General features: G+C 67.0%; 12 protein-coding genes. 5 read left to right on the forward strand and 7 right to left on the reverse strand.

The annotated features are described in order from the left end of the window. Positions 1 to 30: 30 nt before the first annotated feature. The 4 genes from DIR46_RS01670 to DIR46_RS01685 are packed head-to-tail and all read right to left on the reverse strand — an operon-like array spanning position 31 to position 4,132. Positions 31 to 837 carry a TatD family hydrolase gene (locus DIR46_RS01670; protein ID WP_109343689.1) on the reverse strand — a complete coding sequence of 269 codons (807 nt, stop codon included), beginning with the start codon at positions 835 to 837 and terminating at the stop codon, positions 31 to 33. Between the two features lie 3 nt (positions 838 to 840). Beyond that, positions 841 to 1,542, reverse strand: a complete 702-nt coding sequence (gene lolD, locus DIR46_RS01675; protein ID WP_109343690.1) for a lipoprotein-releasing ABC transporter ATP-binding protein LolD — start codon at positions 1,540 to 1,542, stop codon at positions 841 to 843. Further along, positions 1,535 to 2,800, reverse strand: a complete 1,266-nt coding sequence (locus DIR46_RS01680; RefSeq protein ID WP_109343691.1) for a lipoprotein-releasing ABC transporter permease subunit — start codon at positions 2,798 to 2,800, stop codon at positions 1,535 to 1,537. The genes lolD and DIR46_RS01680 overlap by 8 nt, the downstream gene beginning before the upstream one ends. A 48-nt stretch (positions 2,801 to 2,848) precedes the next feature. Next, positions 2,849 to 4,132: a lipoprotein-releasing ABC transporter permease subunit gene (locus DIR46_RS01685; protein ID WP_109343692.1), complete on the reverse strand. Its 1,284-nt coding sequence runs from the start codon at positions 4,130 to 4,132 to the stop codon at positions 2,849 to 2,851. Between the two features lie 159 nt (positions 4,133 to 4,291). Between DIR46_RS01685 and DIR46_RS01690 the strand changes: the two genes are divergently transcribed. The 4 genes from DIR46_RS01690 to DIR46_RS01705 all read left to right on the forward strand — a co-directional run bounded on the left by DIR46_RS01690 (position 4,292) and on the right by DIR46_RS01705 (position 8,701). Next, positions 4,292 to 5,317, forward strand: a complete 1,026-nt coding sequence (locus DIR46_RS01690; RefSeq protein WP_109343693.1) for a hypothetical protein — start codon at positions 4,292 to 4,294, stop codon at positions 5,315 to 5,317. Continuing rightward, complete coding sequence (gene recJ / locus DIR46_RS01695; RefSeq protein WP_109343694.1) at positions 5,314 to 7,017, forward strand: single-stranded-DNA-specific exonuclease RecJ; 1,704 nt, start codon at positions 5,314 to 5,316, stop codon at positions 7,015 to 7,017. Before DIR46_RS01690 ends, recJ begins: the two co-directional genes overlap by 4 nt. 191 nt (positions 7,018 to 7,208) lie before the next feature. Continuing rightward, complete coding sequence (locus DIR46_RS01700; protein WP_109343695.1) at positions 7,209 to 7,520, forward strand: PadR family transcriptional regulator; 312 nt, start codon at positions 7,209 to 7,211, stop codon at positions 7,518 to 7,520. A 44-nt stretch (positions 7,521 to 7,564) separates the two neighbouring features. Further along, positions 7,565 to 8,701: an FtsW/RodA/SpoVE family cell cycle protein gene (locus tag DIR46_RS01705; RefSeq protein ID WP_162819370.1), complete on the forward strand. Its 1,137-nt coding sequence runs from the start codon at positions 7,565 to 7,567 to the stop codon at positions 8,699 to 8,701. Here DIR46_RS01705 and DIR46_RS26315 read toward each other — a convergent pair. After that, entirely contained in the window at positions 8,675 to 8,875 is a 201-nt protein-coding gene (locus DIR46_RS26315) for a hypothetical protein (RefSeq protein WP_162819371.1), read from the reverse strand. The two genes, DIR46_RS01705 and DIR46_RS26315, sit on opposite strands and share 27 nt — an antisense overlap. A gap of 45 nt (positions 8,876 to 8,920) precedes the next feature. Then, positions 8,921 to 9,688, reverse strand: coding sequence for a YdcF family protein (locus DIR46_RS01710; RefSeq protein WP_109343697.1), 768 nt, complete (start codon positions 9,686 to 9,688; stop codon positions 8,921 to 8,923). A 140-nt stretch (positions 9,689 to 9,828) separates the two neighbouring features. Here DIR46_RS01710 and DIR46_RS01715 point away from each other — a divergent pair, with 140 nt between their 5' ends. Further along, positions 9,829 to 10,935, forward strand: a complete 1,107-nt coding sequence (locus DIR46_RS01715) for a metallophosphoesterase (RefSeq protein ID WP_109343698.1) — start codon at positions 9,829 to 9,831, stop codon at positions 10,933 to 10,935. Between the two features lie 57 nt (positions 10,936 to 10,992). Here DIR46_RS01715 and DIR46_RS01720 read toward each other — a convergent pair whose 3' ends face one another. Next, positions 10,993 to 12,084 carry an MBL fold metallo-hydrolase gene (locus tag DIR46_RS01720; protein WP_109343699.1) on the reverse strand — a complete coding sequence of 364 codons (1,092 nt, stop codon included), beginning with the start codon at positions 12,082 to 12,084 and terminating at the stop codon, positions 10,993 to 10,995. Positions 12,085 to 12,418 lie beyond the last annotated feature (334 nt).

Here is a 12,418-nt window from a genome sequence, read left to right on the forward strand (position 1 = left end):
GATTGAACTTCCCAAAGGACTGATGGTCGTCTACATGGCGCCACACAGCCCGGAAAGACGGGGAATCGCGGCGAGCGAAGCACGATATGCCGCAATACGCACCTCGTCGACGCTGATGCCGCGCAGTTCGGCCAGGGTGGCGCCGATGGCGGGGAGCTGTTCGGGACTGTTGCGTCCCGGATGAATCCAGCTCGGCGCGATGTCGGGCGAGTCGGTTTCGAGAACGATGGATTCCAGAGGCAGCTCGGCCGCCAGGCGCCGGATCTGCAGCGCACGCGTGAAAGTCATATTGCCGCCGAATCCCAGGTGGAATCCAAGCTCGATGAAATTCTGCGCCTGCTGAAAACTGCCGTTGAATGCATGGGCGATCCCCCCTGGCGGGCGAATCTGGCGCAGGTGCTTGAGCACCTGGTCTTGCGAGCGCCGCACGTGGGTCAAGACCGGCAGGCCGAAGTCGCGCGCGATGCGCAGCTGTTCTCGGAAGAACCGCTCCTGCTTGTCGCGCATGGCGGGCGTGGTCAGCTCCGGGATGAAGAAATCCAGGCCGATCTCGCCGATGCCCACGAAGCGCGGGTCGCTCATCGCCTGCTCCACCCGGGTGCGCATGCAGGCCAGGTCGTCGTCCTGCGCCTGCGGCACGCAGATCGGGTGTATGCCGAGCGCATAGCAGGCGTTCGGGCTGCCGTGGGCCAGGTCGGCCACGGCGTCGAAATTACCCCGCTCGACCGCCACGATCACGATCATTGACACGCCGCCCTCCTGCGCCTTGCGCGCCACGCCCGCGCCGTCGCCGCCGTACTCGCGCGCATCCAGGTGGACGTGGGTATCGATCCACATCGCTCAGCCTTCCGCCGGCTGCAGGCCGTGCTCGGTCATGCGCAGCACGCGGTCGCAGCGGCGCGCCAGCTCCATGTCGTGAGTGACGATCACGAAGGCGGTGCCGAGGGTGCGCGACAGTTCCAGCATCAGGTCGAAGATGATCTGCGCCGTGGTGTGATCGAGGTTGCCGGTCGGTTCGTCGGCCAGCACGCATGCGGGCTGGGTGACCAGCGCGCGCGCCAGCGCCACCCGCTGGCGCTCGCCGCCCGACAGTTCGCCCGGACGGTGCACCACGCGCCTGCCGAGGCCCACGCGTTCCAGGATCGCCTGCGCGCGCTCCATGGCGACCGGGCGCTGTTCGCGCCGGATCAGGAGCGGCATCATGACGTTGTCGAGCGCCGTGAATTCGGGCAGCAGGTGGTGGAACTGGTAGACGAAGCCCAGCGCCGTATTGCGCAGTTCGCCGCGGCGCGCCTCGGACAGGTTGGCGAAATCCTCGCCGTGCAGGGTCACCGAGCCGCTGCTCGGCGTATCCAGGCCGCCCAGGAGGTGCAGCAGGGTCGATTTGCCGGAACCGGAGGCGCCGACGATGGCCACCCGCTCGCCGCGGTGGACGGCGAAATCGATGCCGTCGATCACGCGCACATTGGCGTCGCCCTGTTTGAAGGTTTTGCCGAGGCCGCGGCAGGCGAGCACCGGGGCGCCGTTGAATGCATCACTCATAGCGCAGCGCCTCCGCCGGTTTCACACGCGATGCGGCCCAGCTTGGATAGACGGTGGCGGCAAACGCCAGCAGCACCGAGATGACGCCGATGATCGCGACGTCGGGCCCATGCAGGTCGGACGGCACGGTACTGATCAAATATATATCTTTGGACAAGAACTCCACTCCCAGCAAACCTTCGATGAACGGAACGATGACATCGATGTTCAGGCTCACCGCCACCCCCATGCCGACGCCGGCCAGCGTCCCGAGCACGCCGATCACCCCGCCCTGCACCATGAAGATTTTCATGATCGACTGCGGCGACGATCCGAGCGTGCGCAGGATCGCGATATCGGCCTGCTTCTCGGTCACCGTCATCACCAGGCTCGATACCAGGTTGAAGGCGGCCACCGCGATGATCAGGGTGAGGATAATGAACATCATCTTTTTTTCGGTCTGTACGGCAGCGTACCAGTTGGCGTTGAGCTTGGGCCAGTCGCGCACGGTCAGGTCCCCCGTCATCTGGCCCTTGAGCTGTTCGGCCACTTCGGGCGCCTCGCGCATATTGGCGATGCGCAGGCGCAGGCCGGACGGCGCCGGCAGCCGCTCCAGGCGCTGGGCGTCTTCCACGTGGATGAAGGACAGCGCCGCATCGAAGTCGAAGTGGCCGGCCTCGAAGATGCCGGCGACGGTGAAGCTGCGGGTGCGCGGCACCATGCCGGCCGGCGTCACCTGGCCCTGGGCCAGCACCATCGTGACCTTGTCGCCCAGGCCGACGCCGAGCGCGCGCGCCAGGGCATAGCCCAGCACGATATTGAAGCTGCCGGGCTTCAAGGCGTCGAAACTGCCGGCGCGCACCTGGCGCGCCACGGTCGAGACATTGTCTTCTTCGCCCGGCAGCACGCCGCGCACGATCGACGGACGCATCACGCCGTCGCGCACCAGCAGGCCCTGGGTCTCGACGAAAGGCGCCGCGCCCAGCACGTTCGGATTGCGCAGCGCCTCCTTCGCCGACGCGCGCCAGTCGGGCATGCTGCCGGAATCGTCGAACACCTCGATATGGGCCAGCACCGACAGCATGCGGTCGGTGACCTGCTTTTGAAAGCCGTTCATCACCGACAGCACGATGATCAGGGCCGCGACGCCGAGGGCGATGCCGGCCACCGAGATCAGCGAAATGAAGGAGATGAAGCTGCTGCGCCCGCTGCGCTTGCCGGCCCGCGTGTAGCGCAGGCCGACCTGCCACTCATATGGCAGTTTGTGGATGATGCTCATGCGTTCCTGAATCGAAAAAGTGAACCGGAGTATGCCATCGCGCCGCTTTCATTCATACCGCAGCGCCTCGGCCGGCTTGACGCGCGACGCCGCCCAGCTCGGGTAGATCGTGGCCAGGAAGGACAGCAGCACGGCCACGCCGCCGATCCAGCCGACGTCGCGCCATAGCAGTTCGGACGGCATCTCGCTGATCAGGTACACCTCTTGCGACAGGAAGTGCACGCCGAGCAGGCGCTCGATGCCAGGGACGATCACGTCGACGTTCAGCGCCACCAGCACGCCAAGGGCCACGCCGAGCAGGCCGCCCAGCATGCCGACCAGCGTGCCCTGCACGATGAAGATCTTCATGATGCCGCGCGGCGAAGCGCCCAGGGTGCGCAGGATGGCGATGTCGGCCTGCTTGTCCTTGACCGTCATGACGAGCGTGGAGACCAGGTTGAACGCTGCCACCGCCACGATCATGGTCAGGATGATGAACATCATGTTCTTCTGCGACTGCACGGCGGCGAACCACACGGTGTTAACCTTGGTCCAGTCGCGCATGATCAGGTCGCCCGCCATCGACTGCTGCAGCTCGTAGGCCACGCGCGGCGCCTGCTGCAGGTCGGCCAGGCGCAGGCGCAGGCCGAGCGGCGCCGTGGCCCCGGTCGCGGTCTCGGCATCACGGATGTTCACCAGCGCCAGCGTGGAATCGAACTCGAAGTGGCCGGCCTCGAAAATGCCCGAGACGGTGAGCGCGCGCGAGCGTGGCAAGAGATTTTCGCCGGGCGAGGCGGCGCCACCCAGGATGCCGCTGCTGGCCACCAGCAGCGACACGCGGTCGCCAACTTCCACCCCGAGCGACCTGGCCAGCGCGCGGCCCAGAATGACGTTAAAGGAACCGGCGCGCAGCGAATCGAGGCTGCCTTCCTTCATCTGTCTTGCGACGTCGGAGACCTTCGCTTCTTCGCTCGGCTCGACGCCGCGCAGCAGGGCCGGCTTCATGACGCCATCGACCAGCAGCATCGATTGCGCATCGAGGAAAGGCGCGGCGGCGCGCACCTCGGGATGGCGCAGCGCTTGCGCGCTTGTCGCGCGCCAGTCCGGCAGCGCGCCGCGCGCATCGAAGACCTCGACGTGGGCCAGCATCGACAACATGCGGTTGGTGACTTCCTTCTGGAAGCCGTTCATCACCGACAGCACCACGATCAGGGCGGCCACGCCGAGGGCGATGCCGGCCACCGAGGCCATCGAGATGAACGAAATAAAACTGTTGCGGCCGCTGCGCTTGCCGGCGCGGGTATAGCGCAGGCCGATCTGCCATTCGTACGGAAGTTTATGGGTGATGCTCATACAATCCTGTCGGTTCTTGTTCTTTTGGCTTCGCCAACCCGGCAGTTTGCCAGACAAACCACTTTTGTGGCGCGGATTAGCAAAAAACCATGGGCAAACGCCACCAGGCAAGCCGAGATCGAATCCGCCGACCGGCCGATTTTGGCCTAGAATAGCGGGATGGCTCATATTACGCTTGTCCTGCCGTTCGCCCTCCCGCTTCCCGAATTCGCCCCCGACCTGGTCCGCGCCCTGCAGGCGCCGGCCCTGGCCGCGCTGCTGTCGCGCACGTCGAGCGACCGGCGAGCGCCCAACACCGACATTGCCCACGCCCTGCCGCATGAAACCTGGCTGGCGCGCGCACTCGGCCTGATTCCGGACGAGCGCGGTGGCGACACCCCGTTCGCCGTCGCCGCCATGCGCGGCTTCGGGATGGAACCCGGCGCCGGGCGCTGGCATATCGTCACGCCGGCCCACATCCAGATCGCGCGCAGCCACCTGATGATGGCCGATACGCGCCAGGTGAGCCTGGACGACGCCGATGGCCGCTCGCTGTTCGAGACCGCCAGGAGCCTGTGCGAGGAGATCGGCCACGAACTGCGCTATGGCGACGCCCACACCTGGTTCCTGCGCGCCGACGACTGGACCGGTTTCGAGACCGCCACCCCGGACACGGTCGCCAATATGGACCTGACCGACTTCATGCCCAAGGGCGCCGGGGCGCAAGCCTACCGGCGCCTGCAGAACGAGGTGCAGATGGCCTGGCACGCGCATCCCGTGAACGCGGCGCGCGAGGCAAGGCGGCTGCCGGTGGTGAACGCCTTTTGGGTGTGGGGTGCAAGCGCGCAGGCACAGCCGCCCGCAACGACGATGACCAGCTACGCCGTCCCCGGCTGGCTGGCCGCCCTGGGCCGGCAGCGCCTGACCTCGCTCGAGCGCCTGGACGACGTCCTGGCGCAGGGCGGCCTGCTGGTTGCCGGCAACCTGGGCGAGGCCGCGCTGGCCGCCGACTGGAACGGCTGGCTGCAGGGCATGCAGCACCTCGAAGACACGCTGTTCGCGCCGCTTCTTGCTGCCCTGAAGGATGGCCGCGTGCGCGAACTGCGCCTGGTCCTGAGCAGCCGCGAGGCCCTTGCCGACTACACGACCACCGCGATGGCGCAGCGCAAATTCTGGCGCCGCCCGACATTGGATGCACTGACTTGACCCAGAAGACCCGTATCTCCACCCGCCCCTGCCCGTTCCGCATCTCGGAACTGCTGCGCCAGGATGGCGTCCACCCTGTGCTGGCGCGCATCTATGCCGCGCGCGGCCTGGAGCACGTGCGCGAACTCTCGAGCGAGCTGGCGGCGCTGTCGCCACCCTCGGGCCTGAAGCACATCGACACCGCCGCCGTGTTCCTGGCCGACGCGATCCAGTCCGGCAAGCGCATGACGATCGTCGCCGACTACGACTGCGACGGCGCCACCGCCTGCGCGGTCGCCCTGCGCGGCCTGCGCGCGATGGGGGCCGAGGTCGACTACTTCGTACCCAACCGCGTCGTGCACGGCTATGGCCTCACGCCCGGCATCGTCGAGATCACGGCGCGCGAAAAGAACCCCGACATCATCGTCACGGTCGACAACGGCATTGCCAGCATCGACGGCGTGCTCGAGGCCAACCGGCTGGGCATCGAGGTCGTCGTCACCGATCACCACCTGCCGGGCGACACCCTGCCGCCGGCGCGCGTGATCGTCAATCCGAACCAGCCCGAATGCGGCTTCCCGAGCAAAAACCTGGCCGGTGTCGGCGTGGTGTTCTATGTGCTGCTGGCCCTGCGCGCCGAGATGCGCCGGCGCGGCGTGTTCACCGATCAGAACCAGCCGAAACTCCAGGAGCTGCTGGACCTGGTAGCGCTGGGCACCGTGGCCGACGTGGTCAAGCTGGATGCCAACAACCGCATCCTGGTCGCCCAGGGCCTCAAGCGCATGCGCGCCGGTCGCATGCATCCGGGCGTGGCCGCCCTGTTCCGCGTGGCCGGCCGCGAAGCGCGCTGCGCCTCGCCGTTCGACCTGGGCTTTGCCGTCGGGCCGCGCCTGAACGCCGCCGGCCGGCTGGAGGACATGGCGCTCGGCATCGAGTGCCTAACCACCGACGACGAGGGCCGCGCCTGGGCCATCGCCCAGCAGCTCAACGAGATCAACCTCAAACGGCGCGAGATCGAGGCCGAGATGCAGGACACCGCCCTGCTGCACCTCGACAGCTTCGAGCCGACCAGCGCCAGCACCATCGCCGTGTTCGACGAAGGCTGGCACCAGGGCGTGATCGGCATCGTCGCCTCGCGCCTGAAGGAGAAATTCTACCGGCCGACGATCACCTTCGCCCCGGCCGGCGACGGCTGGATCAAGGGCTCGGGCCGCTCGATCCCGGGCTTTCACCTGCGCGACGCGCTGGATCTGGTGTCCAAGCGCGTGCCTGGCCTGATCGACAAGTTCGGCGGCCACGCGATGGCGGCCGGCCTGTCGATCCGCCACGACGCCTTCGAGCATTTTTGCCAGGCCTTCGAGGCGGTCGGCCAGGCATGGCTGACCGAGGCCCAGCTCGAGCGCATCGTCGAGACCGACGGCCCACTGGAGGATGAGTTCTACTCGACCCAGTTCATCGAACTGATGGATGGCCAGGTCTGGGGCCAGGGCTTCGCGCCGCCGGTGTTCTGCGACGAGTTCCGCGTGATCAGCCAGCGCGTCCTGAAGGAGCGCCACCTGAAACTGCTGCTGGAGAAGAACGGCCGCCGCTACGATGCGATCTGGTTCGGGCATCCCGACAGCCTGCCCGAGCGCGCGCGGGTGGCGTTCAGGCTCGATGCGAATGAATTCAATGGGGTCACCAAGGTACAGCTGCTGGTGGAGCACGCGGAAGCGGCTTGAGGCACGCGCCAGCCGCGGCGCATGTTCCAGCGCCCAGCCATGGTCTCGGGGCGACGGCGCGGGTTCTGCCAGTCTTGCGCCGATTGACGTCCTGGCTGCCGCATCCCGCTCATCAATCAATAGCCTGTCAAAGCGCGCAACACCCCAGAAATAGATCTGGACATTAAATCTACCTAGATAGATAATTTCGCATGACCCGCACTCGCACTCTATCTCCTCCCGCCAGGATGGTCCTTGCCGTCCTGCTCCACGCCGATCGGACATGGTCCCACGGCTACGAACTGGCCCGGCTTGCCGACGTCAAGTCGGGTACGTTGTATCCGCTTCTCATTCGCCTGGAAGCACAGGGTTATCTTGAAGCCGAGTGGCAGCAGCCATCCGAAGGGGGCCGGCCGCCGCGGCATGCGTATCGGCTGACAGCCAGCGGCGTGCAGCTCGCGCGCGCCAATCCTCCCGCCGACACGCAAACACCGGCCATGCGGATCGGGAAGGCAGCCGTATGAGGGCGAGTCTGCGACGAAGCGTCGCCGATGTCACGTGCCGTGTCTTGCAAGCGGCGCTGCCGTCCCCGTTGCAGCCATGGGGTCTGGCGGTTCGCTGCGAGACGGCCGACATCGCCGACGACACCGAGGCGCTACGGTATGCGCTCGAAAGCTTTTACGGGCTGATGCCGCGTGCGCTCGCATGGTATCTGCTCCGTCCCTTCGCGTCGCTGACCGGCGATGGCGCCCCCTTCCACGGAGACTCGATCATGATGAACCTCTACCACGCCACGATACGTCGCCCACGGGTTGCGGGCGTCGCCTGCGCCATCGGCGCAGTCACGCTGGGCCTCGTCCATATGGCGCTTGCCGGCGCGCCGACGCGCTATCTCGGCATCAATGCCTGTGCCCTGCTCCTCGGCCTGGCGCTGTTGGCGCTGCTCGGACGCACCTCGGCCGGGGGCCGGCGCCTGACAAGTGCTGCGATCCTGATGATGGCGGGCGCCTTGTTGTCCACCGCGCTGCTTGGCCACAGCGTCGAAGGTGCGGCCCGCTGGGTGAGGCTGGGCGGGTTCTCGGTACAACCCAGCCTGATCCTGTTGCCAGCGATGCTGGTCGCATTCGCGCGATGCCGTAGCGCGATTGCGACAACGGGCATGATCGCTGCCGCCGTTGCGCTGGCGATCCAGCCAGACCGGGCCATGGCCGGCATGCTGGCCGTGGGGCTGGCCGTGCTTGCCATCGGGCGCCGCGACAGGTTCGTCGTTACGGCGCTCGGCGCAAGCATCGCCGGCTTCGCCATCACTCTTGCACGCTCCGATACGCTGATGGCCGTTCCCTTCGTCGACGGGATTCTCCACTCGTCGTTCCAGGTCCACCCGCTTGCCGGTGCGGCGGTAGTGGGCGGCTCGATCCTGCTCCTGGTCCCGGCAGTGATCGGCTGGCACCGCGATCCGTCGAACCGCGCGAGCCATGCCGTCTTCGGCGCGCTCTGGCTTGCCGCGATCGTGGCTGCCGCCCTTGGAAACTACCCGACGCCGATCGTCGGTTACGGCAGTAGCGCCATCATCGGTTATGCACTTGCCCTGCTGGCGCTCCCGACACTGCTGCCGGCGCATGGCGAAGCAAGTTCTCAGGTAGATGGTGATGCCGATACGGCGGCCCCAGACCGGCATCTATTCGAGCACTTGCTCCCCACCTGACGCCGCATACCGGCTCTCTCGCTTTTCCGGCAGTGCCGCTGAGGAAGCTGGCGTCGTTTTCCTCAGCGCCTTCATGGTGAAATACGTGTGTCCCATGACCCAACCGCCGTTGACGCCGATAGCGAAGGCAAGGACGCTGGCCAATATCAGTGCGGCGACAATCGTTTTTTCCATGTTCCTGGATGGATGAAGTCGTGTGCGTTGAAGGTGCCGCTCGTGCTACCGCGATGCATTCGAACGCAGCCGATACCAGGCAATCCCGACCAGCTCATACCATGCATACCATGACCGTCGCATCCCTTCGGCGCTCGGCAGCCATGCACCCAGCCCGCGCGCCTGCTCGCCGAAGAACATGGTCGGCGCATCCGTCACCTGGAGCCCGCTGCGCTGGAACACGGTGCGGGCGCGCTCCATGTGCATCGCATCGGTCACCAGCAGCACCCGCTCGACCTTGTCGAGGCGCAGCAGCGCCGCGCTGAAGGCGGCATTCTCGGCCGTATTGCGCGAACGCCCCTCCACCCAGCGTACCGGCACGCCGAAATCCTCGCGCAGCGCGACGGCCATCGCATCGGCGAGGCTCGCGCCGCCTGGGCGTGGCGATCCGCCGCTGACCAGGATCGGCAGCCCGGTGCGCCGGTGCAGGTGCGCCGCGTAACGCAGGCGCGCCAGCGCGATATGGTCGGGGATGTCGCGCTCGCCGTATTCCGGCGCCGCCCGCAGGCGGCCAGCCGCCAGCACCACGATCGCCTGCGCGCCGGCGTTTGCCGGATCGCGCAGCGGGATCGCCATGGCTTCCAACGGCCTGACCAGGAAGCCCGCGCCGGCATTGCTGGACAAGAAGACCAGCAGCGCCAGCGCCGTGCCGGCGACGATGCTGCCGGCGCGCCGCCAGCGGCGGCGCAGCAGCAGGCCGATCGCGGTCAGGAGAAGCAGGCTGGCGGGAGGAAGAATCAGGTTGCGCGCAAGCGCGCTGAGCAGTTCTGTCACTGGGCGATGGGTGATGGACGGGGACCTTGCAGTATAAACCCTGGACCTCAGGATAGTTCCTGGCGACATGCAGAATGCATTCCAGCTAAGCTTGCCCGGTTCCGGACTATCCTCGCCGGCCTGAACCGGTGTAAGTACGCATGTTCTCACTCATCCTCAACGGCATCGGCACGCTGATGCATTTCTACGTGGCGCATCGCCTGCATGCGCTGGCGCCGATACGCACGCGCGTCAAGGCACGCTGGTGGTGGCTCGGCGCCGTGCTGGTCTGGGCCATCTACCTGCTCGGCGTGCGCCTGGGCGACGCCGCCCTCGACTGGCGCTGGTGGCCGGGCCAGTTCGCCATGACCTGGCTCGGCATCCTGTTCGTCATGACCCAGTACCTGCTGCTGGCCGACCTGGCGACCGGCTTCGGATTGTGGCTGCGCAAGTGGGCGCCAAAGATTCTTGCAACCGGCGCCATCGCCGGCGTGTCGGTCAGCGCCTTCGCCATCTTCCAGGCGGTGCGGGCGCCTGCGATCGTGGAATACGATCTCCCGCTGGCCGGCCTGCCCCCAGCGCTGGATGGCATGACGCTGGTCGCGATCAGCGACACCCACCTGGGCGCCCAGCGCCGCGCCGCCTGGCTCGGCAAGCGGGTCGACCAGATCAATGACCTGGAACCGGCCGCGGTCGTGATGCTGGGCGACCAGGTCGAGGACGAGCCGATCAACGACGACCAGCTGGCGCCGGTGCTGCGCCGCCTGCGCGCGCCGCTGGGCGTGTGGGCGGTGACGGGCAACCACGAATACTATGGCGACGCCGGCGGCACGATCGCCGAATTCTCAGCCGGCGGCGTGAAATGGCTGCGCGACGAGCGGGTCGAGATCGCGCCCGGCCTGCACCTGGCCGGGCTGGACGACATCGGCCGCGCCATGCGCGGCGGAGGCGACATCTACGCCGGCTTGGGCCGCACGATCCCGAACCGCGCACAAGGCGCCACGATCCTGCTGGCGCACATCCCGGCGCCCGGCCTGGTCGAGCGCGCGGCGCGCGAAGGCGTGAGCCTGATGCTGTCCGGGCATACCCACGGCGGCCAGATCTGGCCCTTCAGCTACCTGGTCAAGCGCGAGTTCCCGCACCTGGTCGGGGTGCACCGCGAAGGCGATATGCAGCTGGTGATCAGCCGCGGCGCCGGCGGCTGGGGGCCGCGCATGCGGCTGTGGCAGCCGGGCGAGATCCTCAAATTGACGCTGCGCACGCCGTGACGCCACGAGTATTTCGACGCTACGACTTTCAACGCGTGGACGGCATGGCCGTGCTCCCTACCTGTCCTCGGGCTGCGCTTTGTAGGTCTCCCCGATCTTCATCACGAAGAATGCGTCGTCGGCCACGCCCTGCGCCTTGCGTGCGGTGGCCAGGTCGATCGGCGCCTGGTCCAGCCGCTCCTGCCCCATCGGATACGTTCCCCAGTGCATGCCGACACTGCGCCTGACGCGCAGCTCGCGGTGGATGCGCACCGCTTCGTCCGGACTGACGTGGGAGTTGCGGTACCAGACCGGCTGGTAGGCGCCGATGCCGATCGCCGCCAGGTCGAAGCCGTCGAAACGCGCCGCGATGTCCTGGATGTCCTTCGAGTAACCCAGGTCGCCCGAGAAGAAGAAGGCATGCCCCGGCCGCGTCACCGCGAAGCCGCCCCACAGCGTCTCGTTGCGATCCCACGGCGAGCGCGCCGACCAGTGGTGCACCGGCAGCAGGTGCAGTTCGAGCCCCTGGTAGACGGTCTTGTCCCACCAGTCCAGCTTGACGATGCGCGAGCGGTCGCCGCCGGTGACGTTCTTCTCCAACCAGAGGTCCACGCCCAGCGGCGCCACCAGCAACGGCGGGCCGCCGGCCTGGCGGTACAGCCGGCGCAGCGAGTCGCGCGACAGGTGGTCGTAGTGCGAGTGGCTGATCAGGACGACGTCGATGCGCGGCAGGTCGGCGATCGCCACGCCCGGCGGCTGCTGACGTTTCGGACCGGCGAAGGACAGCGGCGAGGCGCGTTCGTCGAACACCGGATCGAACAGCAGGTTCACGCCCGTCCCGGTCTGGAACAGGAAGGTCGCATGGCCGATCCAGGTCAGCGCCGGCGTGTCGCGGTTGGCGTGGATGAAGGCGAGATCGGGCGCCACGGTCGGGATCGGCGCGCTCGGGGCGCGCACGGCTTCGTCCTCGGTCCAGTTCCTGATGCGCGCCGCCCAGCCCTCGAAGAAGCCGAGTTTCGGCCGCTGGTAGGCGGGATTGTTCGGATAGTTGTTGGCGAAGCCTTGGGGCCGGTGGTGCGGCTTGGTGGAGTCGAAATAGGGATGTTGATTCGCACATCCGGACCCGAGCAAGACAAGGATCAGGATGAGTAATGCGGGTAAAGTACGCATGCAGCAAAGCCCAGACTGTCGAAAACGCAAGTATAGGCTGAGTTGCGGGCAGCGTTGCAGGCTTGTCATCGAGAAATTGCCGACAGCTTGGCAAGCTTGCCATGTTCTGCCTGGCCTGGCGGCCCAGGCGGGTGTCCTGACGCGGTGTTCGGCATCGATTTCGGCCGCTGAACGCCCCTGCCTGATGTGTTTTCCGCCGCTTTCCGGTACGATAGCGCCTTTGCTGGCCGGCCATTTTGCGTCGGCAATCCCGCAGCGACATCCTCGCTTCCCGGGACTTTCGATGCTCGAACCCGCCGGTGCAGGTCGCAAAGCCGGGTTCCCTCTACTGGAA

Source organism: Massilia oculi, assembly GCF_003143515.1.
Lineage (GTDB): Bacteria > Pseudomonadota > Gammaproteobacteria > Burkholderiales > Burkholderiaceae_D > Telluria > Telluria oculi.

Bases quoted from the DNA above. Each gene is read 5' to 3' on its own strand.
- DIR46_RS01670 (WP_109343689.1), bottom strand. From the start codon at position 837: ATGTGGATCGATACCCACGTCCACCTGGATGCGCGCGAGTACGGCGGC.
- lolD (WP_109343690.1), bottom strand. From the start codon at position 1,542: ATGAGTGATGCATTCAACGGCGCCCCGGTGCTCGCCTGCCGCGGCCTC.
- DIR46_RS01680 (WP_109343691.1), bottom strand. From the start codon at position 2,800: ATGAGCATCATCCACAAACTGCCATATGAGTGGCAGGTCGGCCTGCGC.
- DIR46_RS01685 (WP_109343692.1), bottom strand. From the start codon at position 4,132: ATGAGCATCACCCATAAACTTCCGTACGAATGGCAGATCGGCCTGCGC.
- DIR46_RS01690 (WP_109343693.1), top strand. From the start codon at position 4,292: ATGGCTCATATTACGCTTGTCCTGCCGTTCGCCCTCCCGCTTCCCGAA.
- DIR46_RS01700 (WP_109343695.1), top strand. From the start codon at position 7,209: ATGACCCGCACTCGCACTCTATCTCCTCCCGCCAGGATGGTCCTTGCC.
- DIR46_RS26315 (WP_162819371.1), bottom strand. From the start codon at position 8,875: ATGGAAAAAACGATTGTCGCCGCACTGATATTGGCCAGCGTCCTTGCC.
- DIR46_RS01715 (WP_109343698.1), top strand. From the start codon at position 9,829: ATGTTCTCACTCATCCTCAACGGCATCGGCACGCTGATGCATTTCTAC.
- DIR46_RS01720 (WP_109343699.1), bottom strand. From the start codon at position 12,084: ATGCGTACTTTACCCGCATTACTCATCCTGATCCTTGTCTTGCTCGGG.